Origin of the sequence: Arthrobacter sp. TWP1-1, assembly GCF_049897845.1 — a bacterium.
Classification (GTDB): Bacteria; Actinomycetota; Actinomycetes; order Actinomycetales; family Micrococcaceae; genus Specibacter.
The window spans coordinates 397,051-421,541 of sequence record NZ_JAFCXC010000002.1; the positions used below are offsets into that span (position 1 = coordinate 397,051).

The following is a 24,491-nucleotide window of genomic DNA, read 5'->3' on the forward strand; positions in this document are numbered from 1 at the left end:
CACGCCTACTCCCGCCCGAGGTCGCGGTGGCGGATGCTGGTGGTGACGCGCGGAAGCTGGCCCAGTCGTTTGGCGAGCTCGATGGCCACGGCTACCGAGCGGTGCTTACCACCGGTACAGCCAACGGCGATCGTGGCATAGTGCTTGTTCTCACGGCGGTAACCCTCAAACACGGGTTCCAGGGCGTGGACGTAGCGGTCGACGAAATCTGCGGCGCCATTGTCGTTGAGCACAAAGTTACTGACGGCTTCGTCTTGGCCCGTGAGCGGGCGCAGCGCCGGGATCCAGTGCGGGTTGGGGATGAAGCGTACGTCTGCCACATAATTGGCGTCTACGGGAAGGCCGTACTTGAAACCAAAGCTCATGATGGTCAGGCTCAGGACCACGGGCCCGGATTCGGAAAATAGCTCCGTGACGGCTGTGCCGAGCTGATGGACGTTCAAGTCTGAGGTGTCCAGGACCACCTCGGCCTGGCTCTTCATTTCCGCCAGAAGCAGTCGTTCGGCCACGATGCCGTCGAGGATACGACCATCCTGTTGCAGGGGGTGCGGACGCCGGCCCTGTTCAAAGCGGCGGACCAGGGTGTCGTCGTTGGAATCCAGGAACAGCACGCGGTACTTCACGCCCGCTGCAGACAGAGCATTCAAGGATTCGCGGATGTCAGCAAAGAGAGCCTTGCCACGCACGTCGACCACCACGGCAAGTTTGGGCAGTGCTGCAGGCATGCGTGAAACGAGTTCCGCGAGGGTGCCGAGCATCTGCGGGGGCAGGTTCTCAATGACGTACCAGCCGTGATCTTCGAGCGCATTTGCGGCGGTGCTCCGGCCTGCGCCAGACATTCCTGTTACGACGAGCAATTCCGGTTCAACGGGCTTGATCGGGGTGAGGTCCAGATCGGCCACGGCCCCCTCTTCAGGAATCCGGTCACCAGCCTTAGGCTCCACTGATGGTTCAACGCCGTTTTCGGATGGGTCTTGATGTTCAGTCATTGCTCTTCCCTGTCACTTGGTGGCTAGGACACGGGGGCAATCCTTCGTCCCCACCACGTCTATGGCTAAGCCTAGCGCCCGCGGGGCCACACGCGAGCGAAGCGAGTGATGGGGAGGGCGCGACGGCGCTAGCGCCCGCGGGGCCCCGTACGTGGGGCCACGCCCGCGAGGGACCCGCCGCGAGCTTGCGAGCGAGTGGGAGCGGGTGGGGAGAAGCGAGTGATGGGGAGGGCGCGACGGCGCTAGCGCCCGAATCGGGCACAGTGCCGCACGGCGAGCCTAGCCCGCCGCCTAGTCGAGAATTTCGCCGGTCGTCATGTTTACCGCGGGCGCTGGCTCGGATTCCGTACCCGCCGCGGCGTCGCCATGGACGACGTCGTAGATCGCCTGCGCGAGGACGGGACCGACACCCTTAGCGCCGACCAGGTCCTCAAGGCTTGCGGCACGCACCATTTTGAGCGAGCCAAAGTGAGCCAACAGGGCCTTTTGCTTAGCCGTTCCCATGCCCGGTACCTGATCCAGCACCGATGCCACCATGGCCTTGCCACGTTTGGAGCGATGGAAGGTGATGGCAAAGCGGTGGGCCTCGTCACGGATTCGCTGCAGCAGGTACAGGCCTTCCGATGAGCGCGGCAGGATGACAGGGAAGTCGCTGCCTGGCACCCACACCTCCTCCAAGCGCTTGGCCAAGCCCACCACGGCAACGTCCTCGATGCCCAAGTCCGCCAACGCCCGCGCCGCGGCATTCACCTGGGGCACGCCGCCGTCGACCACAACAAGGTTGGGTGGGTAGGCAAACTTGGACTTGGCCGCCTCGGCGGGACCGTCTTCCGTGCCGGCAATATCGATACTGCCGGAAGCTTGCACGGCCTGTGCTCGCTCGACCTTCTCGCTCAGATAGTTCCGGAAACGGCGGGTGATGACGTCGTACATGGAGGCCGTGTCATCAATGGCGGCCTCGCCGGTGATGGCAAACTTACGGTACTCGCTCTTTTTGGTGAGCCCGTCTTCAACCACCACCATGGAGGCGACCACATTGGTGCCCTGCACATGCGAAATGTCGTAGCACTCGATGCGCAGCAATGGCATGGGCAGATCAAGTGCCTCCTGCAGTTCCTGCAACGCCAAGGAACGGGTGGTCAAATCACCTGCACGTCGCGATTTATGCAGAATCATGGCCTGGCGCGCGTTAGCTTGCACAGTATCCATGAGCGCTGCCTTTTCGCCACGCTGGGGAACCTTGATGGAAACCTTGCCTTGGCGCAGTTCACCCAACCATTCGGCCAGGTACTCGTGGTTTGATGGCAGCTCCGGGACCAAAATTTGGCGCGGAATAGCATCTTGCTGGGATTCCTCGGCACCATAAACCTGTTGCATGAGGTGTTCCCACAGTTCGGCGTCGGAGGCATCTTCCACCTTCTCCACCACCCAGCCGCGCTGGCCACGGATCCGGCCGCCACGGACATAAAACACCTGCACGGCCGCTTCCAGATCGTCCTGTTCAACGGCAAAAATATCGGCGTTTGTGTCCTCGGTAAGGACCACGGCGTTGCGCTCGAACACTTTTCGCAAGGCTATGATGTCGTCGCGGATCCGGGCGGCCTGTTCGTAGTCAAGCTCGGCAACAGCGGCCTTCATGTTCTTCTCCAGGGTGCCGATGAAGCGTTTGGCTTCCCCGCCCATGAAATCGCAGAAGTCCTGGGCCAGCGCCTTGTGTTCCTCCGGGGTCACACGCCCAACGCACGGCGCCGCACACTTGTCGATATAGCCCAGCAGACAGGGCCGGCCACTGCGTTCGGCGCGTCGCAGCACACCGACGGAACAACTGCGCACGGGGAACACACGCAGCAGGGTATCCATGGTTTCGCGGATCGCTCCAGCCGTGTAGGGGCCAAAATACTTGGTGCCCTTCCGCCGCTCGCCGCGCATGACCTGCACGCGCGGGTACTTCTCGCTCATGGATACGGCAAGGTACGGGTACGTCTTGTCGTCGCGGAAAGCAAGGTTGTAGCGCGGGGCAAATTCCTTGATCCACGTGAATTCCAGCTGCAGGGCCTCAAGTTCGCTGCCCACAATGGTCCATTGCACACTGGCCGCGTGATGCACCATGGCGTGGGTCTTGGGCAGCAACGTGGCAGGGTTCGCGAAATACGAGTTCAGGCGCGAGCGAAGGTTCTTGGCCTTGCCAACGTAAATAATGCGGCCGTGTTCATCACGGAATCTGTAGACGCCCGGGTCGGTGGGAATCTCGCCCGGTTTGGGCCTATAGGAAGCTGGATCGGCCACGGGTCAGTCGATGCTCGGGCTTTGGTTGTACTTGGCGCTGCGTTCCTGGCCCGTCAATTCTGCAATGGCATCCATGATGGTGTCCGTGACATGGCGCCGAGCGGGCAAGGAATGATCCGGCCCGGTCTTATCAAAGTAGAGGGGCTTGCCGAAACGCAGCGTGAACTTTGCCGGCTTAAAACCCTTAGTACCGGCTGGCTGCAGCTTCTCAGTACCGATCATGCCCACCGGCACCACGGGCGCTCCGGTGGTCAGCGCAAGCCAGCCCACGCCTGTGCGCCCGCGGTAGAGAATACCGTCGCGGGAACGCGTGCCTTCAGGGTAAATTCCTACGCCCTCATTGCGTCCCAGAATTTCCAGAAGCGTTTTCAGGGCCTGCACGCTGGCCGCCTGCTCGCCGCGCTCCACAGGAATTGAGTGCACGGATTCAAAGAACTGCTTCATGAGCTTGCCCTTGATGCCCTTGCCGGTGAAATATTCGGCCTTGGCGAAGAAGGAAACCGGGCGCGGGGTGAGTGCCTGCACAATGACGGAGTCAAAAAACGACAGGTGGTTCGGTGCCACAATGAACGGGCCCTCCACGGGTACATTCTCCAGGCCCTCAACAGTTGGCCGGCACAGCGTGCTGATGGTTCCACGGGTCAGTACCCGGGTCAGGTCATACAGCTCCATTGGCTACCTTTCCGGATGCCACGGTGGCTGCCAGCGAACCAAACCCTGCCAGTTCCGCAGCCAGTTCCACTGTGGAACGGACGACGGCGGCAACTCCGGCCGCCGCCAACTCGCCGTCAGGTGCGAATCCCCAAGCAACACCAATGCACTCAAGCCCGTTGCTGCGGGCTCCGAGTACATCCTGGTGCCTGTCCCCCACCATAATGGCCGGAAGTCGGGAATCCTGGTCAGTAAGTCGGTCGGTAAGTAACGCCAAATCACGCAAGGCAGCCCCAATGATTTCGGCCTTGCCCGGGCGGTAGTCCGCATCGCCGGGCTTGAGGGTTTCATCGGCATGGGAGCCACGGATCACGTGAAAGAAACCGTCGAGCCCGTGGTGGGCCAACAGCTTGTTGGCGAGCGGCTCGGGCTTTTGCGTGGCAACCGCCAGGGCAACGCCGTCGGCCTTCAACTGCGTCAGCAGCTCCTTGATGCCCGGGTATACCTGCGACATGGCCATGCCTTGGGCCGTGTACCACTTGCGGTAATGGGCAATGACCTCGTCAACCTGATCCGCGGGTACACCGACAATGCTGATGAGCGCGTCAGCTAGTTTCGGCCCGATCATGGCCTGGAGCACCTCGGCGTCCGGAACCGGCAGGTTCATGGCGCCCAGAGCATGGGCGATGCCGCCAGTAATGCCGCCGGCGGGGTCAACAAGGGTTCCATCCAGGTCAAAGAGGACGGCCGTGCGCGGGGCCCCGGAGTCGGGCTCGGCCAGATTTAGGCCGTCACTATTTAGGGCAGGGGAAGCAGTAGTCACGTCCATAGTTTCTCACGGTCAGGCCCAACCCTTCCTCATCCATGCCAGTGACGGCATATCTTGGTGGTTGCAGGCGGTGAACGCTCAGACGTCCAGAACCTCGCGCAGGAACGTTGCCGTGTAGCTCTCCTCGCTCTTGGCCACCTTCTCAGGAGTGCCCGTGGCGATAACGCGCCCGCCGCCCGTGCCGCCATCAGGGCCGAGGTCAACGATCCAGTCGGAGCTCTTGATGACATCGAGGTTGTGCTCGATGACAATGACGGTGTTGCCCTTGTCGACCAGCCCCTGCAGCACGAGCAGCAGCTTGCGGATGTCCTCAAAATGCAGGCCCGTGGTCGGTTCATCCAACACATAAATGCTGCGGCCATTGGAGCGCTTCTGCAGTTCCGCGGCGAGCTTCACACGCTGCGCCTCGCCGCCGGAGAGCGTGGTGGAGGCCTGCCCCAGCCTGACGTAACCAAGTCCGACGTCGACCAACGTGCGCAGGTGCCGGGCAATGGGAGTGAAGGCGGCGAAGAAATCGGCACCTTCCTCGATCGGCATGTTCAGAACATCCGCAATGGACTTGCCCTTGTAATGGACCTCGAGGGTTTCGCGGTTGTACCGGGCGCCGTGGCAGACCTCGCAGGGCACGTAAACGTCCGGCAGGAAGTTCATTTCAATCTTCAGTGTTCCGTCACCCGTGCAGGCTTCGCAGCGACCGCCCTTGACGTTGAAGGAGAAACGGCCCGGCTGGTAGCCGCGCATCTTGGATTCATTGGTCTCCGCGAACAACTTGCGGATGTTGTCAAAGACGCCCGTGTAGGTAGCCGGGTTGGAGCGCGGGGTGCGGCCGATGGGGCTCTGGTCAACGTGCACCACCTTGTCCAGGTGCTCTAGGCCGTCCACGCGCAGGTGGCGCCCGGCAACCTGCTTTGCACCGTTGAGCTTGTTGGCCAGAACCTTGTATAGGATCTCGTTGACAAGGGTCGATTTACCGGAACCGCTGACTCCGGTCACGGCCGTCAGGACACCCAGCGGGAACTTCACATCGATGTTCAGCAGGTTGTTTTCGCGCGCACCAATGACGGCGAGTTCACGCTTTTTGTCGTACTTGCGGCGCTTGGCGGGCAGTGCAATGCTCTTGCGTCCGGACAGGTAATCGCCGGTCAGCGATCGGGTGTTGGCCAGCAGTTCGGGCAAGGATCCGGAGTGCACCACTTCGCCACCGTGTTCACCGGCACCGGGGCCAATGTCCACGATCCAGTCGGCTTCCTTGATGGTGTCCTCATCGTGTTCAACCACGATCAAGGTGTTGCCCAAATCGCGCAGGCGCGTGAGGGTTTCAATGAGGCGGCGGTTGTCACGCTGGTGCAGGCCGATGGACGGCTCATCCAGCACGTACAGCACGCCCACCAGCCCGGAACCGATCTGGGTGGCCAAGCGAATTCGCTGGGCTTCGCCTCCCGAGAGCGTCGCCGAGGCACGCTCGAGGTTCAGGTATTCAAGGCCAACATCCAGCAGGAATCGCAACCGTGCCTGGATTTCCTTCAGGACCTGGCTGGCAATCTGGGCCTCGCGGCCGGTCAAGACAAGGTTGGAGAGGAACTCAAAGCAGTCGCGCATGGACATGGCACAGACTTCGGCAATGGATTTTCCATTGATCAACACGGACAACGATGCCGGGTTCAGGCGTGCGCCGCCACAGGACGGGCACGGAATCTGGCGCATGTACTCTTCGTAGCGGTCACGGGCCGAATCGGATTCGGTCTCGATGTGCTTGCGTTGGATGTACTGGACTGCACCTTCAAAACCGGTGCTGTACTTACGTTCGCGACCAAAACGGTTCTTGTATTGGACAACAACCTTGTGGTCCTTGCCGTACAGGATGGCGGTGCGGGTGTCAGTGTCCAGCTTGTTCCACGGGGTCTCCATCTTGAAGTCCAGCTCCGTTGAGAGCCCTTCAAGGAGCCGGTTCCAGTACTCCGTGGTGGCGGTGCCCAGCGACCACGGTGCGATGGCGCCCTCACGCAGTGAAAGGAAGGGGTTGGGAACTACCAGTTCCTCGTCCACCTCAAGCTTGGTACCGATGCCGCTGCAAGCGTTGCAGGCGCCAAAGGGGTTGTTGAAGGAGAAGGAGCGCGGCTCAATCTCATCGATGGCCAACGGGTGTTCGTTGGGGCAGGCCAGGTTCTCGGAGAAGGAGCGGATGCGGGCGGCATCATCGTCGGCGAGGTCAACAAGTTCGGCCAGCACGCGGCCCTCGGCAAGGCCCAAAGCCGTCTCCACGGAATCAGTCAAGCGCTGCTGAATGCCGTCCTTGACCACGAGCCGGTCAACCACCACCTCAATGGTGTGCTTGAAGGTCTTCTTCAGCTTGGGCGGATCACTCAACTGGACCTGCTCGCCGTCGACCTTGGCGCGGGAGTAACCCTTTGCGGTCAGCTCCCGGAACAGGTCAACGAACTCGCCCTTTCGATCCCGTACCACCGGAGCCAAGACCTGGAAGCGGGTGCCCTCGGGCATTTCCAGCAGCTGATCAACAATCTGCTGGGGCGTTTGCTTGGCGATGGGCTCACCACACACGGGGCAGTGCGCCGTTCCTACGCGCGCCCACAGCAGACGCATGTAGTCGTAGATCTCGGTGATGGTGCCCACCGTGGACCGGGGGTTCTTCGACGTCGACTTTTGATCGATGGAGACAGCCGGGGACAACCCCTCGATGAAGTCGACGTCCGGCTTATCCACCTGGCCAAGGAACTGCCGCGCGTAGGCGGAAAGTGATTCAACGTAGCGGCGCTGACCCTCGGCAAAAATGGTGTCAAACGCCAGCGAGGATTTACCCGAGCCGGAGAGCCCGGTGAACACAATCATGGCGTCACGGGGAAGGTCAAGGTCCACGTTGCGCAGGTTGTGCTCACGGGCTCCCTTGATCACCAGACGGGACAAATCCGGGCGCGTAGGGGCAATTTCGGGGGTTACAGACTTGACCATTGATTCCTTCACATCACTGTCTGCCACGACGCCGGCGTGGCAAGGGCGCGGGCGCTTGGGCGCCGCACATTGCAAACACTCTTGAGTGTAATCGAAAGTTCGTTCGAACGCATGCCGAAATTCTTACCCGGCATTAGTTGCGATCCAGCGCCGCCGTCACGATCCGCAGGGCCTGGGCCGTGGGCATGCCGAGGTCCCGTACGACGGCGGCAAAGGACTCCGCGGCACTCGCCACCTGGGCGGCAATCACGTCACCACCGGAGGCAATCGCTGTGCCGCTGCGGCCAGCGGTAATGACTACGCCAGCCTGTTCAAGCTCACGATAGGCCCGCGCAACCGTGTTGGCCGCAACGCCTAAATCCGTGGCCAAGGAGCGTACCGAAGGGAGTTTGGTCCCCACCGCCAAATCCCCAGCCGAGGCCAGGTCAAGGATTCGCAACCTGATCTGTTCGAAGGGCGGAACGCTCGATTCCGTATCGAGGCGCCAACGTCGCATCATGACATCCATGGCATTCATACCGTGCTCGCCTCTTCCACCGCCGGGCCACCAAACTGTGGCTAGTTACTGATCGTAATTGAAAGCTCTGAGTGTCAACAGTTTGTCACGACCTGAATCGCTGCCTACCTCGGTACATATGTGACACTTACCGGATGGATGAGAACTTAGCGGGAGCCCTGCATCACGTCGAGCTTTGGGTACCAAGTATAGAACGGGCCACCGTTGAATGGGGATGGCTGCTATCTACCTTGGGCTACTCCATGGAACAAAATTGGGGCAAGGGAGCTAGCTGGCGTCGAGGCAGCACCTACATAGTGACCGAGGAGTCGCCCGCAATGAGCAGTGAGCAGCACCAACGGACCGCTCCAGGGCTAAACCACTTGGCTTTCCATGCCGGAACGAAGGACATGGTTGATGCTTTAGTAGAGGACGCGTCGGCGCACGGCTGGCAGCAGCTCTTTGCCGAGAAATACCCCCACGCCGGCGGGGCGGATCACTACGCCGCCTACCTGGTGAATTCCGATGGCTTTGAAATCGAACTCGTCGCAGCTGTCACCTCAACTATCGGCAGTGATTAGCCCGGGCGACGTTTAGTCCGGGAGCTGTTTGACCTCCGGCGCCGAACTCGGCCAAGAATCTAACTACGTCCTTCACCATCCACAGGCGATTGTGGTTTCCCATGAAATACCGAGATGCGCAGCTAGTCCCCTTGACCCGGCAGATAATGCCGTTATGCCCGCGCATAGCGGCGTTATCTGACGGCTGACCGGCGGGTCAGGGCTCAGCGGGTCAGTGCTCAGCCGGCCTACCCGTACAGTTCGAAGGCCACGGCCCCGCCGCTCGTGACCATCTCGATCTGCCGCCGGGCCTGCGTTTCAACGGGCTCGTCACTGAGCTCCTTGAGATATTCCTTGTGCTCCGCCAGCGAGGCAACTGCCTTCTCGATGTTCCCCGCCGACACAGGCTGACTGTGCGTGGCTGCCGGGGAGCTGACGGCTACCCAGCGGGTTTTGTGCCGCGGCAGGCCTTCCGCCAGCAGCTCTGGGAAGATCCATTCGTTGTCGGCATCGCCCACGGCATCCAAGACGGCCCGGCCCACGGCCCTGTGGTCGGCGGAGTTCCATCGGCCAGGCCCCCACTCATCACGATGGTTCAGGGTGAGCACCACGTCCGGCCGAACACGGCGGATTTCCCGGGCAAAGTCACGGCGCAGCGCCAGCCCTTCCTCAATCCGCCCATCCGGGTGATCGAGAAACACCAGATCAGTGACTCCAACCAGCGCACAGGCATTCTCCTGCTCCCTGGAGCGCAAGGGTGCGGATTCTTCCGGTGGGAGTCCCGCAATACCGGCCTCCCCGCGAGTAGCAAGGACGTAACTGACATGCTTGCCGGCCACGATCCACTCGGCCACGGCGGCTGCCATGCCGTACTCGGGGTCATCAGGATGCGCCACAAGGACTAACGCCCGTTGCCAATCCTGCGGAAACTCCAACAGTCCCGTCATTGCTTTTCTCCCACCATAAAGATCCGGCGGAACGGAAACACCGTCCCAAATTCGCCCGGCGGATAAGCCTCGGCAACTAGGGCGGCGTACTCATGCTCAAAGAGCTGACTGTCTTCCGGTCCTAGGGCAGCCAGCACGGGCCGCAGTCCAGTGCCTCGCACCCATTCAAGGACGGGATTCTCACCCTGCAACAACTGGGTGTAGCTGGTTTCCCACACATCCACCCGGGCACCGGCCCGCAGGAAAAGATCCTGATATTCCGCGGGCTCCCGCACGGCGTCGTAGTGCCGCAACACCCCATCCAACTTGTCCCGCCAGCGTGCACTTTCCGCCAGTTCGCGCATGATGACGTGCGACGGCGCGCCAAAGTTCCCGGGCACCTGCACTCCCAGCCACCCGCCAGGGCGCAGGGCCGCCAACCATGCAGTCATGAGTTGGGGATGGTTGGGCACCCATTGCAGTGCGGCGTTCGAGACAATCACATCCGTGGAGTCCTCGGGCCGCCAGGAAGCAATATCGGCGACGGTGAAGTCCAAGTTCGACGCAACGCCGTCGGCGGCAGGCGGAAAAGTGGTCCGCGCCGCGGCGATCATGGCCTCGGAATTGTCGAGCCCCACCACGGACGCTCCCGGCCACCGCAGTGCCAGCGTTGCTGTGAGGTTGCCCGGCCCGCAGCCAAGGTCAACCACGTTCGTTGGGGATTCGGCCGCAATGCGGGACGTCAGGTCAAAAAACGGTCTGTCTCGAAAATCACTGAATTGGACGTACTTTGCCGGTTCCCAGAGAAATGTTTGTTCACCCATGGCGTTATCCTGCCACATGCCGTTCACCAGCCGCTGACAGTTCTTTGGCGACACCCCCGAGCGCCTAAGCTGGGAACATCATGAATCTTCTTGAACAGCTCTCCACCCTGAATCCGCAAACATCCTCCGACGACGACGTTCTGGACGCGTTTTTAGAGTGGACACTCGAGAAGGGCCTGGAGCTGTACCCAGCCCAGGAGGAAGCTGCCCTGGAGCTGGTCAGCGGAAACAACGTCATTTTGTCCACGCCCACAGGCTCGGGCAAGTCGCTGGTGGCCATTGCCGCACATTTCAACGCCATGGCACGCGGAGCTGCCAGCTACTACACGGCCCCCATCAAGGCGCTCGTTTCGGAGAAGTTCTTTGCCCTGTGCGAGATCTTCGGCGCCGAAAACGTCGGGATGATCACGGGTGATTCTTCCGTGAACCAGGACGCACCGATCATCTGCTGCACGGCGGAAATTCTGGCGAACATCGCCCTGCGCGAGGGTGAGAATGCCGACGTCGGCGTTGTCGTCATGGATGAGTTCCACTACTACTCGGACCCGCAGCGTGGCTGGGCCTGGCAGTTGCCCTTGCTGGAATTGCCGCAGTCGCAGTTCCTGCTCATGAGCGCAACCCTTGGCGACGTCAGCCGTTTTGAGCGTGAACTCACCGAGCTGACCAACCGCACCACCGTCACGGTGTCCTCCGGTGAACGACCCATTCCGCTGCACTACTACTATGTTCAGACCGGCGTTCATGAGTCCCTCGAGGAGCTGCTGGCCACCAAGCAGGTCCCGGTCTATGTGGTGCACTTCAGCCAAGCCGAGGCCATCGACCGCGCACAAAACCTCATGAGCATCAACGTGTGCAGCCGTGAGGAAAAGGACAAGATTGGCGAGCTCATCGCCGGCTTCCGATTCTCGGCAGGCTTTGGCAAGACCCTAAACCGCTTGGTTCGCCACGGCATCGGCGTGCACCATGCCGGCATGCTGCCCAAGTACCGTCGTCTCGTGGAGCAGCTGGCCCAGGCTGGCCTGCTGAAGGTCATCTGCGGCACTGACACGCTTGGCGTGGGCATCAACGTGCCCATCCGCACCGTCCTCATGACTGCCCTGAGCAAGTACGACGGCGTCCGCACTCGCGTTTTGCAGGTGCGTGAGTTCCAACAGATCGCGGGCCGTGCGGGCCGGGCCGGTTATGACACGGCCGGAACTGTCATTGTGCAGGCTCCGGATCACGTCATCGAAAATGCCAAGTCCATGGCCAAGGCCGTGGCGAAGTTTGGCGACGATCAAAAGAAGCTCCGCCAGGTTGTCAAGAAGAAGCCGCAGCAGGGCTTTGTCAGCTGGGGTGAGCCTACGTTCACCCGTCTGGCCGAATCCGTTCCGGAGCCGCTGACCTCCAGCTTCACCATCACGCACGCCATGCTGCTGAACCTGTTGGAACGCCCCGGCGATCCCTTTCAGGCGGCCAAAGCACTGCTCACCGAGAACCATGAATGGCCGTCAAAGCAGCGCGTACTTATGCGCAAGGCCATCGGCATGTACCGTGAACTCCTCGGTGCCGGCGTTGTGGAGCGGATTCCCGAGGACGAGCTCGAAGCGGACGGCCGCACTGTTCGGCTCACGGTCCACCTGCAGATGAACTTTGCGTTGAACCAGCCGCTCTCCCCCTTCGCACTGGCCGCCCTGGATCTGCTCGACGCCGAGTCCCCCAGCTATGCCCTTGACGTCATCTCTGTCATCGAGTCGACGCTGGAAAAGCCGCGGCAGATCCTGTCCGCCCAGCTCAAGCGCGAACGCACCGAGAAGATCACCGACATGAAGGCGCAGGGCATCGAGTACGACGAGCGCATGGCGATCCTCGACGAGGTCACCTACCCCATGCCGCTCCTGGAGCTCCTCTCGGACGCCTTCGAGGTGTACCGCAAAGCCGCCCCGTGGATGGGCGACTTTGAGCTGAGCCCGAAGTCGATTATCCGCGACATGTACGAGCGCGCCATGAACTTTGGCGAGTACGTCCAGTACTACTCACTGGCCCGCTCCGAGGGCATCGTGCTGCGCTATCTGACCGACGCCTACAAGGCGCTGCGCCAGACGGTCCCCCAAGCCGCGCTGCGCGAAGACCTCGAGGACATCATCTCGTGGCTCGGCGAGCTTGTCCGCCAGGTTGACTCCAGTCTCCTGGACGAATGGGAAAAGATGACCAGCGGTGACAGTGCGGACGTCGTGGAGGAAACGGCACTGCCGCCGGCCCCGCCGCGTCTCACCGACAACGCCCGGGCCTTCCGGGTTATGGTGCGTAACGAAATGTTCCGTCGCGTGGAATTGGCTGCCGATGATGACTTTGAAGCCTTGGGAGCGCTCGACGGAGATCACGGCTGGAGTGCCGATCGCTGGGCCGACGCCCTGGATGCGTATTGGGACGAACACGAGTTCATTGAGTCCGGACCGGCAGCTCGCGGACCGTCGCTGCTGCACATCAACCCGTCTGCCGACGCCTGGGCTGTGCGCCAGACCATCGTCGATCCGGAAGGCAACAACGATTGGTTCATGTCCGCCACGGTGGATCTGGACGCATCGAATGAGGCCGGTTCCGCCGTCGTGATTTTCAAGGAATTCAGCCGAATGTAAGGTGCGCGATAAGCTCGTTCCATGAGTCTTCTTCGCACCGCTGTGCCCTCCGATGTCCCCGCAATTCTTGGCATGATCCAGGATCTGGCTGTTTATGAAAAAGAGCCAGACGCCGTCAAGAACACCGTAGAGATGCTTGACGCAAGCCTCTTCGGTGACAACCCTCAGGTGTTCGCCAACGTCGTGGACTCGCCCAATGCGGGCGAGCCCATTGTGGCCTTTGCCCTGTGGTTCCTGAACTACTCAACGTGGGAAGGGACCCACGGGATCCATCTTGAGGATCTCTATGTGCGTCCCGAGGCGCGCGGCGGCGGCTACGGCAAGATCTTGTTGCGAGAATTGGCCAAGATCGCTGTGGAACGTGGGTATGCGCGGGTGGAGTGGAGCGTTCTTGACTGGAATGAGCCGTCCATTAACTTCTACAAGTCCTTGGGCGCTGAAGCCATGGACGGCTGGTCGGTATTCCGTCTTGACGGCGCCGAACTGAACGCCTTCGGAGCCGCATCAGTGGAGATCACGGCGTGAGCACCTCGGCACCGTACGTTGTCCGCGGCTTGAACGTGCAGGATCGTTGGTTCTCCGCTCCCCTGAACCACGCCAATCCGGCCGGTCCGGCTATTAAGCTCTTCGCCCGGGAGTTCAGCGACCCAGATCAGGATGGCCTGCCATGGCTATTGTTCCTGCAGGGTGGTCCCGGCGGCAAGGGCAACCGTCCCACGGGTCTCAACGGCTGGCTTGCTGAGGCGGCCAAGGACTTCCGGATCCTGATGCTCGACCAGCGCGGCACCGGATTGTCCACCCCGGCCAATCGTCAAACACTGCCCCTGGCTGGCGATATCGCGGCGCAAGCTGATTACCTCTCGCACTTCCGCGCAACAGATATTGTGGCCGACGCCGAGCTGATCCGCGCCGAGCTGGGGTCCGATCCGTGGAGCATTTTTGGCCAAAGCTACGGTGGATTCTGCGCGCTGACCTACCTGTCCTTTGCTCCGGAAGGCGTGAAGGAAGCGCTCATCACCGGTGGCCTTGGTCCGATTTCGGGACCGGCTGATCAGGTCTATGAGGCCACCTTCGAACGTTTGCGCAGCCGCAACGCCGAGTATTTTGCAAAGTACCCCGGCGATCGCGAACTGCTGACGAAAATCGTCCGCCACGTGGGCCAGGTGCCTGAGTTCCTCCCGAGTGGTGAGCGGCTCACGGCCGAGCGCGTGCAGATGCTGGGCAACTACCTCGGCGGCAACACGCGTTTTGACGCCCTGCACTTTGTGCTGGAGGACGCGTTCATTGAAACGCTCGACGGCGCACGCCTCTCGGACTCGTTCCTTGCCAATGTTTCGACCTACGTGAGCCGGGCGGCAAATCCGCTTTACGCCCTGATGCACGAGTCGATTTATGTTCAGGGCGAGGCCAGCAACTGGGCAGCCCAACGTGTTTTGGCTCAGAATCCGGACTTTCACCCCGGAGCTGCGGAACCGTTGCTGACCGGCGAGGCCATCTATCCGTGGTACTTCGAGCAGGACCCGGCTCTTGTACCGCTGCGGGAACTGGCCGATGTCCTGGCCGCCCGCACCGAAGGCTGGGCCGCGCTCTACGATGCGGACCAACTCGCCCGCAACACCGTTCCGGTGGCGGCCGCCGTCTACACGGACGACATCTTCGTGGACCGGGAGATCTCACTGGCCACGGCAGCCGCCGTTCAGGGCCTGCATGTGTGGGAATCCGCGGACTTCCACCATGACGGAATCGCGGACGACGGCGAAGGTATCTTCGCCCGCCTCCTCCGGCTAGTGCGGGCCTAGTTTCCGGAAGACCGGCTGGCCGGTGGCCCCGGAGCGGGGATGGATTTCCAAGGTCGCCCAGCGACCGCGGAAATCTTACTGCCCGCGAGGGGCTGCCAGCCAGCCGGTCCAGCTCGGCGCTAGGGCAACGCGACGCCGCGAGCTTCCGTCCACAGCGCGTACCAGGCCTCCCGCGACATCTGGGCGGCAATGCGCGGGGCGTCCGCACAGGCGGCAATCCGGGCCGGGTTGCTGGTGCCAATGACTGGCGAGATGCGTGCGGGGTGCCGCATGAGCCATCCCAGAACGACGGCCTCGGCTGTGGTGTTCCACCCCTGGGCGAGTGCCTGGACCAGGCCGGTCGTTGCTAGATCAGCCGCTGTGCCTGATGGCCTCCCGCTGTAGAGGCCCTGAGCCAGTGAGCCGTAAGCCTGGAGCTCGATGCCGTGCGTTACCGCATGTTCCAAGGTACCGTGCGGGAAGCCGGCGTCGAAACCGGTGTCCTGGTTGACCAGAACGGTGCTTTCCACCCAGGCCCGTTTGCCTAGGCTCATCTCTAGCTGGTTGGCAACGATGGGCGTCTCCAGCCGGTCCTGCAGGTGCGAGATCTGGGCGGCGGACATGTTGGAAACGCCCAGGGCACGAACCTTGCCCTCCTCCATGAGGCGGCCGACGGCGCCCGCAAGCTCGGCCACGTCCATGAGCGGATCAGGGCGGTGCAGCAGAAGAATGTCCACGTAGTCGGTGCGGAGGCGCTGCAGGCTGGCGTTGACACTGGCCAGGATATGTCCGGCGCTGAAGTCGTAGCGGCCGGGCAACCCGTCGCCGACCTGGCGGATGCCGCACTTTGTCTGGATCAGGATCTGTTCGCGCAGCCCCGGCGTCTCGGCAAGCACGTCGCCAAAGACTTGCTCGGACTTGCCCTTGCGGTAGATGTCGGCATGGTCAAAGAGAGTGATGCCAAGCTGGCGGGCAGCGTCGATGGCCGCGACGGCCTGGTCCACCTCGGCCGGGCCGTAAGGGGCGTCGTCCCAGCTGCCACCCAGGCCCATGCAACCGTAGATGAGGCGGCCGGGCGCCAAGGCGTTTGTTGCCGCTGTGGGGTGTGAAGTCATGGTTCAACTTTGCCACTCGCGCCCGGAGCCACCGGGATCCGGGCGCGGCGCGTCGCGGACCCGCTAGGCGTGGCCGGCTTCTCGCATTTGGCGCAGTTCCTTCTTTAGATCGCCCACCTCGTCGCGTAGGCGGGCAGCCAGCTCAAAGTGCAGATCAGCGGCCGCACCGTGCATCTGGGCCGTGAGTTCCTCAATGAGGCTGATAAGTTCGGCTGCCGGACGGGAAGCCGCCGCGGTTGAGGCCTTTTTCTTCCCGTTCTTTCCGGCTCCCTCACGCTTGGTCCGGGCCTCTTCGAGCAGTGCAGCCGTGTCGGCGTCCTCACGGGCCAGCTGATCGGTGATGTCGGCAATTTTCTTGCGCAAGGGCTGTGGGTCAATGCCATGGTGCTTGTTGTAGCTGACCTGAATTTCCCTGCGCCTATTCGTTTCGTCAATGGCGAACTGCATGGAGGCAGTAATTCGATCCGCGTACATGTGCACTTCGCCGGAGACGTTACGGGCCGCGCGGCCAATGGTCTGGATGAGCGAGGTGGAGGATCGCAGGAAACCCTCCTTGTCAGCGTCCAAGATACTGACAAGTGAGACCTCGGGCAGGTCAAGGCCTTCACGGAGCAGGTTAATACCCACCAACACGTCGAAGACGCCCATGCGCAACTCTCGCAGCAGTTCCACGCGGCGCAGCGTGTCAACATCCGAGTGCAGGTATTCAACCTTGATGCCATTGCCAAGCAGGTAATCCGTCAGGTCCTCGGACATGCGCTTGGTCAAGGTGGTGACCAGAACGCGCTCATTCTTGGCTGTCCGCTTGCGAATCTCACCGAGCAGGTCATTGATCTGATCCTGCGACGGCTTAACGATGATCTCGGGGTCGATCAACCCTGTGGGGCGAATGATCTGTTGCACATAGCCGTCAGACACGCCCAACTCGTACTTGCCCGGCGTGGCAGAGAGGTACACGGTCTGGCCGATCCGCTCTAGGAACTCATCCCACTTCAATGGCCTGTTGTCCATGGCCGAGGGCAACCGGAAGCCGTGGTCTACAAGTGTCCGCTTGCGGGACATGTCGCCCTCGTACATGGCGCCGATTTGCGGGACCGTGACGTGGGATTCGTCAATGACCAGCAGGAAGTCATCCGGGAAGTAGTCGATCAGACAGTGCGGGGCGGTCCCCTTGTCGCGGCCGTCAATGTGCCGGGAGTAGTTTTCGATGCCGTTGCAGAAACCCATCTGCTCCATCATTTCCAGGTCATAGGTGGTGCGCATGCGCAGCCGCTGTGCCTCGAGGAGCTTGTTCTGGCTTTCCAGTTCCTTCGTACGCGAGGCCAGTTCGTCCTCGATCTGCTTCACTGCACGAGCCATCCGATCCGGGCCGGCAACATAATGCGAGGCCGGGAAAACGTACATCTCGTTTTCTTCCCGAATAATCTCCCCCGTGAGTGGATGCAGTGTGTAGATGTTCTCAATCTCGTCACCAAAGAATTCAACCCTGATGGCTTGTTCTTCGTACATCGGGATGATTTCAACGGTGTCGCCCCGGACGCGGAAAGTGCCGCGGTGGAAATCAATGTCGTTTCGGGCGTACTGCATGCTGACAAACTTGCGCAGCAAGTCGTCGCGGTTCATCTGATCACCGCGGGTCAGGGTCACCATCCCGGCCACATACTCTTCCGGTGTGCCCAATCCGTAGATGCAGGAAACCGTGGCAACAACGATCACATCGCGGCGGGTCAGCAGCGCATTAGTGGCGGAGTGCCGGAGCCGCTCAACTTCCTCATTGACCGAGGAATCCTTCTCAATGAAGGTATCCGACTGGGGCACATAAGCCTCAGGCTGGTAGTAGTCGTAGTAGGAAACGAAATACTCAACGGCATTGTTGGGCATCAGTTCCCTGAATTCGTTGGCCAGCTGTGCGGCTAGGGTCTTGTTTTGAACCAGTACCAGTGTGGGACGCTGGACCTGCTCAATAAGCCAGGCTGTCGTGGCCGACTTTCCCGTACCTGTGGCGCCCAACAGCACGACGTCTTTTTCGCCGTTGTTGATGCGCTCCGTCAGCTCCTTAATGGCCGCCGGCTGATCGCCGGCTGGTTTGAATTCACTGATGACTTCAAAGGGGGCCACGATGCGGTTAATTTCCTGGGCAAGACTCATGGGCTTAACGCTACCCCTCCTGCGGTCCACGGCAAGTCACTTTCGCCACGGGCATGGGTACTACTCCCCATAAAATATCCAACGATTGTACTAACATTTGTGTGACTATTAGTACCAGAGTTCATCACACTCGTGTCTTGCCCCACCCTCGAGAGGAAATCATGTCCCAAAATCCAGAAAACCCGTACGAAAAGCCCGTTCAGCAGCCTTACGGACAGCAGCAGCCTGCTCCCTATGGCCAGCCCGCCTATGCCACTCCTTACGGCGCTCCGGCTGAAGACCCGGGAAAGACTCTGGGCATCATCGGCCTCGTGCTCTGCTTTGTCGTCTCCATTGCCGGCCTGATCGTCTCCATCATCGCCAAGAAGAAGTCGGAGGCCGCAGGATTCACCAACAATACCCCGGCCAAGGTCGGCGTGATCCTCGGCTGGATTTTCACCATTCTCGGGCTGATCGGCATTATTATCTACATCATCGCCATCGTGGCTTTGGTTAACAGTGGCGAAATGACCACCTACTAAACACCGCCCAAACCGAAGGCCCCGGATTCGTCTGAACCGGGGCCTTTCGTTGTCTCACGAGAGAATCAATTCTCAGGTCTACTAACTCGGAAGAATCACAACTGTGGCTGAGATGGCCTGATCGGCCGAAGCCAGCACGTTTCCCCCTGCACCAACACGGGGGAAGAACCCGGCAGCGGCGAGAGCACTGACGATTCGGTCAGGACCGATTTCGCTTGCCGAACTGAGCTCGTAGACGAGAGATCCGGCGTCGGAATTAGCGCGCTCCACGCAGGTGGCCAGATCCCCCAATGCCCGTCTAATCCGTTGCCCCAACCGGATAGCCCCGGCGGCGCCCACGAGCCCCGAAGCTGCAGCTACACCAGGATGGGCCGCAGCCTTAGTGGCGGCAAGGTTCGCGGCAAAGGGCAACAACCGCCCATGCCAAAGAGTGTCGAGCTCGGCCACGGCGTGTTCCGGCGAACCGTCGTTGAGAATCACCACGTCGGCCGCAGCCGCACGCTCTTCGTCACTGGCCTGCGCGGCCATCCGTGCGACGGCGTCCGCTTCCGACATGCCACGGTCCCGTACCATCCGCGCAATGCGTTCATCGCGGGGCGCCTGCACCACTACGACGAGATGAAAATTGGCGCCCTGACCCGACTCGACCAGCAGTGGGATGTCCTGGACAACTATGGTGCTCGGTCCGGCGTCGAGCTTTAGTGAATCGGCAGCAGCCCTGACCAAGGGATGCACAATTGCATTCAAGGCCTGCCGGGCGGTGTCATCAGAAAAGACAAGGGCACCCAGTTGGGGCCGGTCGAGTGTGCCGTCCGGGAGCAGAATGTCCCGCCCGAAACGTTCGACGACGGCCGCGAGCCCGGGCGTGCCAAGCGCCACGACGTCCCGAGCCAATCTGTCGGCATCGATGACTATGGCGCCCAGCTCACGGAATCTGTTGGCGAGCAATGATTTGCCGGCCGCGATGCCGCCGGTGAGTCCCAAGGAAAGCATGCCATCATCCTATCCGGCACCCGGGACCGGGCCGGATAGCTCCGCCGGTCAGGCGGCTGGCGTCCCGGCCGGAGTGCCAGCCGGAGGAATGTTTTGGTTGATGTGGAACACATTGTGCGGGTCGTACTGTGCCTTCACCCTTGCCAGGCGCTCATAGTTGGCTCCGTACGCGCTGCGCACGCGGTCATCACCCTCCTGGCCCAGGAAGTTCACGTACACGCCTCCGGCCGAGGTTGGATGCAACTCGTCCCAGTAGGCCCTGGCCCACTCCGTGATGGCTGCGGCATTGGCGGGGTCGGGGTCGACGCCAACAATGGTCCCCGCCCAGCCGCCTGCGCGGTATGGGAATGCCGTGGCGGCGGTATCGACGCGCATCGCGGCCCCGTCGATCGGGTACATGTGCATGGTCGACTGCCCCGTCGGCAAAAGCGCCCCGTACTTGGCATGAACCTCAATGGCGGCGTCACTGATTTCGGTGAACATGTCGGCTTTCCAATACCACTGCAGTCCGCCCGGGTACAGCGGGTCAAAAGCCGACTGCAGGGCGGAGAAGGGCATGGGAGCCAGCCCCACAAGCAGCGGCGAACCGAATTCCCGCACAGGCGCCATGACCGCGTCAGCCTTGTCCGCCGGCCCGGTGTAGCACCACACAATGGCGCAGGCCTTCCGCCCCCACAGCTCCTCGGGGAACGGTGCGGCGGGAGGAATGCTGAGCAGTCCGATCCAGCCGCTGAGCTCCTCAGGAAGAGTGGGCAGCAGTTCCCGGTACCACCGCATCACCTCCGGTGCATCGGCCAAGTCGTACAACACGGGCCCGCCCACTATCGTCCCGTGCTCTCCCACGTCGTGGCAGGCGAAACGGAAGGAAACAACCACGCCAAAGTTTCCGCCGCCACCCCGCAATCCCCAGAACAGGTCCGGGTGGCTGGTGGCGTCCGCGGTCACGAGCGTGCCGTCGGCCAGCACCACGTCGGCGCTGAGCAGGCTGTCCACGGTCAGTCCGTACCGCCGCGACAGGTAGCCGACCCCGCCGCCCAGGGCCAAACCGCCAACGCCCGTTGAGGCCATGAATCCCGACGGCGTGGCCATTCCGTAGGGTACCGTGGCTCCGTCTACGTCGCCCCAGGTGCAGCCGCCGTCGACCCGGACGGTGTGTGCGTCGGCGTCGACATCGATGCTGCGCATGGCCGACAGGTCGATGACGAGCGCGTCGTCCCACACACCGAACCCTCCGGCGTTGTGGCCGCCGCCGCGCACGGCAAGCTCCAGGCCGTTTTCGGTGGCGAACCGGATACAGCCGGCAACATCGGCCGCATTGGCGCACCGCGCAATGGCGAGGGGCCGACGGTCAATCATGCCGTTGTACACGGCACGGGCCTCGTCGTAGCAGGCATCTGCGGCCGTGAGGAGTGGCCCGTCAAGAGTGGCGGCCAGCCCGCCAATAACTTCTGCCCGCTGTTGCGGGTCCGAATAATCCTTGAGTGACATGGTTGCTGCTCCTTAGTGGGGCGGCTGGTTTGCCGCCTGTGGGCACAACGCTAGGACCGCTGCGTTCGCCTCGCGTTCGCCGCCGTGTTGCGCACTCGTGCGGCCAGCATGGGGCTCTGCTGCGCCACGGCCAGCAACTCGGCCCGGTCCAGCAGAAGTGCGGCTGCTGCAGGATTTGCCAGCAGGGCACGCTGCCGCAGGATCTCCGGCAGCCACCACAGATCGTCGCGCTGGATTGCAGCGGACTCGGCACCGTTAAACACCGCCACCGCCTCCTCCTGCCGGCCGCACTCGAGCAGGGCCTGCGCCAGCAGGCTGTGCCAGTACGGCATGCGCGCAAAGGCCAGGGTGGCCTGCAGCCGCCCGATTCCTGCCCGGATCGCAGCAACACCCTCCGGCCCGCCAACGGCCCAGCCCCGCAGGATGGTTCCCCACTGTCCGTAGTAGGCAAAGTTGCGGCGCGCACACAGCTCCTCCAGTTCCGCAGCAAGGATGGCAAGGCGGCCCCTCTCCCCAGCCGAACCGCCACCGGGGTCCATGCGCATCTGCAGCAGCATGGCCCGGAAGGCAAGTGCCACCGCCAGACTGTAGGGGTGACCGGCTAGGGTGGCACGGTCCTCGGCCTCGGCTGCCAAGGCGAGGGCGCCGTCGTCGTCCCCCGCCAACCAGTGCGCATGGGCGGCCCAGGCTCTGGCGTGAACCTCGACGCGGGTACCAAGGATGTAGGACTGGGCATCGGGCGCCTGGGCGAACGCGAGCGTGAAGTGCACCAGTGCCTCATTGATGCGGCCCAGGCTGGTGGCGGAACCCGCGACGGCAAAATTGGCCTGCCCCTCGAGCTCAGGCATGGTGTGAGCAAGCCCCAGTGCCCGGGTGGCAAGCGCATGGGAATGCTGAGTTTGACCTTGCACAAACGTGGCGGCGAAAAGGCCGATGAGGGCCGAAGCCACCACCCGGGGCCTGTCTGCCACCCCGGCCAATTCAATGATCCGCTCTAGGGTGGCGCGCAGTTTTGGCGACGAATAGCCGCGCAAGGCTGTCAGCGGTTGGGGCATGTGCAGCAGCACGTCCAGTTCCCTGTCGGCGGAGGACGGTGCATGGTCTTGTTCCGCGAGAAGGTTCAAGCCGGCCTGATAGTTGGCAACGGCCCGAGCATTGGCGAACATGCGTGTCGCGGCGTCCCCGGCCTGGACAAAATATGCCACCGCCTTATCGGGATCCCCAGCCCTCCGGTAATGCTCCGCCAGCTGTGGCGCCACGGCGTCCCTATCTCCGGGGTGCTGGAATTCCAGTGCGCGGGCCAGGGCCTTGTGAAGCAGCCAGCGCTGCGGCGGCGACACCAGTCCATAGGCGCAGTCGCGCAGCAGGTCGTGGCTGAAGTCGTAGCCTCCATGCTGCTCCTTCAGGATGCGCCGCCGCCACAACTCGTCGACGGCGCGTACCAGAGATTGCTCGCTGCCGGACCAGGCTAGTGCCAGCGTGCCGAGGCTGAACCCACGGCCAATCGCCGACGCCAGAGAGGCTGCCGCCCGTGCCTGTGGAGAACATTGCTCAAAGCGGCGGCGCAGCACTCCTGCCCCGCCTGCGCCACCCGCTAGCACCTCAGTTAAGGTGGCGCCACCCATGCCTCGTGCCGTCTCAACAACATGGAGTGGGTAGCCCCCGGTGGCCGCGTGCAGGAGGGCCGCCTCGTCGCCGGACAAGTCCCGGTCAAGTATGGAGGCAGCCAGCTCGGCAGTGTGGGCGGCATCCAGTGGAGGTAGCGCCAATTCCTGGACCCACCGCCCGTTACGTAGGGCTTTCAGGGAATCTGCCGGTCCGGCGTTGGCCGCAAGTTCGTCAACTCGTGCCGCGGCCGCAACCAGCACAGGTGCGTTCGGGGCCAGCGCGAAAAGCACCGCGAGCCAGTCCAGTGTTTCCTCGTCGCACCATTGCAGGTCATCCAAAACTAGAAGGGTGGGCCGAGACGGGGCCAAGACTGCCCGGGCAAGGCCTTCATGGAAGGCCCGGCGCCGCCATGCATCTGCCAGGGCCGCCCCTGACCGGAAGTGAGCTGACTGTGGTTCCCTCCCAGCACCGCCACTCAGCCCGGGCGCAGCACCGGCGGCTGGCCCGGTAGTTGAGCCGTCGCCCCGCCCGGTTGCCGGGCCGCCCGCGTCACCGCGCCGGAGAAAGTCGCCGCCGTCCTCGAAAGTGCGGAAAGGGGCATTCTCCAGCCATGCCGCAACAGGGGACAACGGGACGCTGCCGGCCCCGTCGAAGCAGCGTGCGTAGGCGGTGACGGTGTTCCCGGCAGCCGCCCCAGCCAACAGTGTCGCCAACAGGCGGGTCTTGCCGACGCCGGCATCGCCCGTGACCAGCATCAAGCCAGGATTGCCGGCGCGGGCACTGTCCCACCGCTCTTGAAGTTGCGAAAGCTCGTCCTCCCTCCCGACGGGACGTGTTGTCCGAACACCGGGCAGAAGTGGCATGACGGCGCGGCCGGCCGCGGGCCGCGGCACCGGGATGAAACCCAGGAGGCTGCGGGCAAGCGCACGGGTGTGCGGTCCGGGCGCCACACCCAGTTCCTGTTCGAGCGTGGCCGAGCAACGGTGATAAGTCCGCACAGCGGCTGCTGCATCCCCCGCTGCCGATTGCAGCTCCATGAGTTTTTGGTACCCAACCTCTTCCAGCGGTTCCAGCTGCAGGCGCCGCCGTGCCGCCGCCAGGGCTCGTCCCGGCTCGACTGCCGATGCCGCAGCGGCCACCATGTCGCAGAGCTCCACGCATTCGCGGTGCAGCGATTCACGGGCAGCCAGGACCCACTCGGAGTAGAGCCCCGGCAGCAAGTCTCCGGTGTAGCAATTGATGGCGAGGAAGCCGTGGTGCAGCAGTCCGCCGCCCTTCCCGTGTCCCCCACGGTGCATGGCCAGATCGCTGTTGATGCGAAAGTCGCGCAGGTCGACACTGCAGCCCGGCCCATCGCGCCAGACAAGGGCCGTGCCGTCCATGTGAATGCAGCCGGCAACACCCGGCAGCTGTCTCAGTCCGTGCAGTTCCCGGCGCAAATTTGTCCGGGCTTGCCGGTCGCTGGACTCGGGCCACAAGAGCCCGGCCAGCCGTTCACGCTCCTGCGGCCTGCCGGCGTTCACCACCAGGACGGCCAGAATTTCCAGGGCGCGACCAACCAAAAGGGACGGCGCATCCGCCGCCGCTTCTTCACTGACACGCTGCTCCCCCAAAAAGTTGAGCCGCAACACAGGACGCCGCCCCTCAGCAATTGGAGGTCTATCGCGAACCACACAATTATCCCACCAGCCCGC

General features: G+C 62.5%; 18 protein-coding genes. 5 read left to right on the top strand and 13 right to left on the bottom strand.

Annotated elements, in window-relative coordinates; genetic code table 11:
• Positions 1 to 5 precede the first annotated feature (5 nt).
• The 6 genes from rapZ to ACP7B9_RS05175 all read right to left on the bottom strand — a co-directional run bounded on the left by rapZ (position 6) and on the right by ACP7B9_RS05175 (position 8,239).
• The gene (rapZ, locus tag ACP7B9_RS05150; RefSeq protein WP_425861367.1) at positions 6 to 989 is read right to left on the bottom strand and encodes an RNase adapter RapZ; all 984 of its coding nucleotides are present in this window, start codon (positions 987 to 989) and stop codon (positions 6 to 8) included.
• A 291-nt stretch (positions 990 to 1,280) separates the two neighbouring features.
• Positions 1,281 to 3,275 carry an excinuclease ABC subunit UvrC gene (gene uvrC / locus ACP7B9_RS05155; RefSeq protein WP_425861369.1) on the bottom strand — a complete coding sequence of 665 codons (1,995 nt, stop codon included), beginning with the start codon at positions 3,273 to 3,275 and terminating at the stop codon, positions 1,281 to 1,283.
• 3 nt (positions 3,276 to 3,278) lie between these two features.
• On the bottom strand, positions 3,279 to 3,947 hold the full coding sequence (locus ACP7B9_RS05160; RefSeq protein WP_425861370.1) for a lysophospholipid acyltransferase family protein: 669 nt from the start codon (positions 3,945 to 3,947) through the stop codon (positions 3,279 to 3,281).
• Positions 3,934 to 4,749, bottom strand: coding sequence for an HAD hydrolase-like protein (locus tag ACP7B9_RS05165; protein WP_425861372.1), 816 nt, complete (start codon positions 4,747 to 4,749; stop codon positions 3,934 to 3,936). The genes ACP7B9_RS05160 and ACP7B9_RS05165 overlap by 14 nt, the downstream gene beginning before the upstream one ends.
• An 84-nt stretch (positions 4,750 to 4,833) precedes the next feature.
• Complete coding sequence (gene uvrA / locus ACP7B9_RS05170) at positions 4,834 to 7,722, bottom strand: excinuclease ABC subunit UvrA (RefSeq protein ID WP_425861374.1); 2,889 nt, start codon at positions 7,720 to 7,722, stop codon at positions 4,834 to 4,836.
• 133 nt (positions 7,723 to 7,855) lie between these two features.
• Entirely contained in the window at positions 7,856 to 8,239 is a 384-nt protein-coding gene (locus tag ACP7B9_RS05175; RefSeq protein ID WP_425861375.1) for a GntR family transcriptional regulator, read from the bottom strand.
• Between the two features lie 134 nt (positions 8,240 to 8,373).
• Between ACP7B9_RS05175 and ACP7B9_RS05180 the strand changes: the two genes are divergently transcribed.
• Complete coding sequence (locus ACP7B9_RS05180) at positions 8,374 to 8,799, top strand: VOC family protein (RefSeq protein ID WP_425861377.1); 426 nt, start codon at positions 8,374 to 8,376, stop codon at positions 8,797 to 8,799.
• A gap of 227 nt (positions 8,800 to 9,026) precedes the next feature.
• Here ACP7B9_RS05180 and ACP7B9_RS05185 read toward each other — a convergent pair whose 3' ends face one another.
• Both ACP7B9_RS05185 and ACP7B9_RS05190 read right to left on the bottom strand, forming a co-directional pair.
• Positions 9,027 to 9,725: a PIG-L deacetylase family protein gene (locus ACP7B9_RS05185; RefSeq protein ID WP_425861379.1), complete on the bottom strand. Its 699-nt coding sequence runs from the start codon at positions 9,723 to 9,725 to the stop codon at positions 9,027 to 9,029.
• A complete protein-coding gene (locus ACP7B9_RS05190; protein WP_425861380.1) occupies positions 9,722 to 10,528 on the bottom strand; it encodes a trans-aconitate 2-methyltransferase in 807 nt (268 codons plus the stop codon). Before ACP7B9_RS05190 ends, ACP7B9_RS05185 begins: the two co-directional genes overlap by 4 nt.
• Positions 10,529 to 10,608: 80 nt before the next feature.
• On the opposite strand from ACP7B9_RS05190, the gene ACP7B9_RS05195 reads away from it, so the two are divergent.
• The 3 genes from ACP7B9_RS05195 to ACP7B9_RS05205 are packed head-to-tail and all read left to right on the top strand — an operon-like array spanning position 10,609 to position 14,945.
• Complete coding sequence (locus ACP7B9_RS05195; protein ID WP_425861382.1) at positions 10,609 to 13,146, top strand: DEAD/DEAH box helicase; 2,538 nt, start codon at positions 10,609 to 10,611, stop codon at positions 13,144 to 13,146.
• 21 nt (positions 13,147 to 13,167) lie between these two features.
• The gene (locus tag ACP7B9_RS05200; RefSeq protein WP_425861384.1) at positions 13,168 to 13,671 is read left to right on the top strand and encodes a GNAT family N-acetyltransferase; all 504 of its coding nucleotides are present in this window, start codon (positions 13,168 to 13,170) and stop codon (positions 13,669 to 13,671) included.
• The gene (locus tag ACP7B9_RS05205; RefSeq protein ID WP_425861386.1) at positions 13,668 to 14,945 is read left to right on the top strand and encodes an alpha/beta fold hydrolase; all 1,278 of its coding nucleotides are present in this window, start codon (positions 13,668 to 13,670) and stop codon (positions 14,943 to 14,945) included. Before ACP7B9_RS05200 ends, ACP7B9_RS05205 begins: the two co-directional genes overlap by 4 nt.
• A 119-nt stretch (positions 14,946 to 15,064) precedes the next feature.
• Here ACP7B9_RS05205 and ACP7B9_RS05210 read toward each other — a convergent pair whose 3' ends face one another.
• Positions 15,065 to 16,039, bottom strand: a complete 975-nt coding sequence (locus ACP7B9_RS05210; protein WP_425861388.1) for an aldo/keto reductase — start codon at positions 16,037 to 16,039, stop codon at positions 15,065 to 15,067.
• Positions 16,040 to 16,102: 63 nt separating this feature from the next.
• Positions 16,103 to 18,187, bottom strand: a complete 2,085-nt coding sequence (gene uvrB, locus ACP7B9_RS05215) for an excinuclease ABC subunit UvrB (RefSeq protein ID WP_425861389.1) — start codon at positions 18,185 to 18,187, stop codon at positions 16,103 to 16,105.
• Positions 18,188 to 18,348: 161 nt separating this feature from the next.
• On the opposite strand from uvrB, the gene ACP7B9_RS05220 reads away from it, so the two are divergent.
• The gene (locus ACP7B9_RS05220; RefSeq protein ID WP_425861391.1) at positions 18,349 to 18,708 is read left to right on the top strand and encodes a DUF4190 domain-containing protein; all 360 of its coding nucleotides are present in this window, start codon (positions 18,349 to 18,351) and stop codon (positions 18,706 to 18,708) included.
• 81 nt (positions 18,709 to 18,789) lie between these two features.
• Here ACP7B9_RS05220 and coaE read toward each other — a convergent pair whose 3' ends face one another.
• From coaE to ACP7B9_RS05235, 3 genes are read right to left on the bottom strand one after another with little or no spacing between them, the layout of a single operon-like run.
• On the bottom strand, positions 18,790 to 19,701 hold the full coding sequence (gene coaE / locus ACP7B9_RS05225) for a dephospho-CoA kinase (RefSeq protein ID WP_425861393.1): 912 nt from the start codon (positions 19,699 to 19,701) through the stop codon (positions 18,790 to 18,792).
• Positions 19,702 to 19,749: 48 nt separating this feature from the next.
• Positions 19,750 to 21,189, bottom strand: coding sequence for an FAD-binding oxidoreductase (locus tag ACP7B9_RS05230; RefSeq protein WP_425861394.1), 1,440 nt, complete (start codon positions 21,187 to 21,189; stop codon positions 19,750 to 19,752).
• 50 nt (positions 21,190 to 21,239) lie between these two features.
• The gene (locus ACP7B9_RS05235) at positions 21,240 to 24,428 is read right to left on the bottom strand and encodes an ATP-binding protein (RefSeq protein WP_425861396.1); all 3,189 of its coding nucleotides are present in this window, start codon (positions 24,426 to 24,428) and stop codon (positions 21,240 to 21,242) included.
• Positions 24,429 to 24,491: the final 63 nt, after the last annotated feature.

What these genes read in the sequence shown, in the direction of transcription:
- rapZ (WP_425861367.1), bottom strand. Translation starts at nt 989, where the DNA reads ATGACTGAACATCAAGACCCATCCGAAAACGGCGTTGAACCATCAGTG.
- ACP7B9_RS05160 (WP_425861370.1), bottom strand. Translation starts at nt 3,947, where the DNA reads ATGGAGCTGTATGACCTGACCCGGGTACTGACCCGTGGAACCATCAGC.
- uvrA (WP_425861374.1), bottom strand. Translation starts at nt 7,722, where the DNA reads ATGGTCAAGTCTGTAACCCCCGAAATTGCCCCTACGCGCCCGGATTTG.
- ACP7B9_RS05175 (WP_425861375.1), bottom strand. Translation starts at nt 8,239, where the DNA reads ATGAATGCCATGGATGTCATGATGCGACGTTGGCGCCTCGATACGGAA.
- ACP7B9_RS05180 (WP_425861377.1), top strand. Translation starts at nt 8,374, where the DNA reads ATGGATGAGAACTTAGCGGGAGCCCTGCATCACGTCGAGCTTTGGGTA.
- ACP7B9_RS05185 (WP_425861379.1), bottom strand. Translation starts at nt 9,725, where the DNA reads ATGACGGGACTGTTGGAGTTTCCGCAGGATTGGCAACGGGCGTTAGTC.
- ACP7B9_RS05190 (WP_425861380.1), bottom strand. Translation starts at nt 10,528, where the DNA reads ATGGGTGAACAAACATTTCTCTGGGAACCGGCAAAGTACGTCCAATTC.
- ACP7B9_RS05195 (WP_425861382.1), top strand. Translation starts at nt 10,609, where the DNA reads ATGAATCTTCTTGAACAGCTCTCCACCCTGAATCCGCAAACATCCTCC.
- ACP7B9_RS05200 (WP_425861384.1), top strand. Translation starts at nt 13,168, where the DNA reads ATGAGTCTTCTTCGCACCGCTGTGCCCTCCGATGTCCCCGCAATTCTT.
- ACP7B9_RS05210 (WP_425861388.1), bottom strand. Translation starts at nt 16,039, where the DNA reads ATGACTTCACACCCCACAGCGGCAACAAACGCCTTGGCGCCCGGCCGC.
- uvrB (WP_425861389.1), bottom strand. Translation starts at nt 18,187, where the DNA reads ATGAGTCTTGCCCAGGAAATTAACCGCATCGTGGCCCCCTTTGAAGTC.
- ACP7B9_RS05220 (WP_425861391.1), top strand. Translation starts at nt 18,349, where the DNA reads ATGTCCCAAAATCCAGAAAACCCGTACGAAAAGCCCGTTCAGCAGCCT.
- coaE (WP_425861393.1), bottom strand. Translation starts at nt 19,701, where the DNA reads ATGCTTTCCTTGGGACTCACCGGCGGCATCGCGGCCGGCAAATCATTG.
- ACP7B9_RS05230 (WP_425861394.1), bottom strand. Translation starts at nt 21,189, where the DNA reads ATGTCACTCAAGGATTATTCGGACCCGCAACAGCGGGCAGAAGTTATT.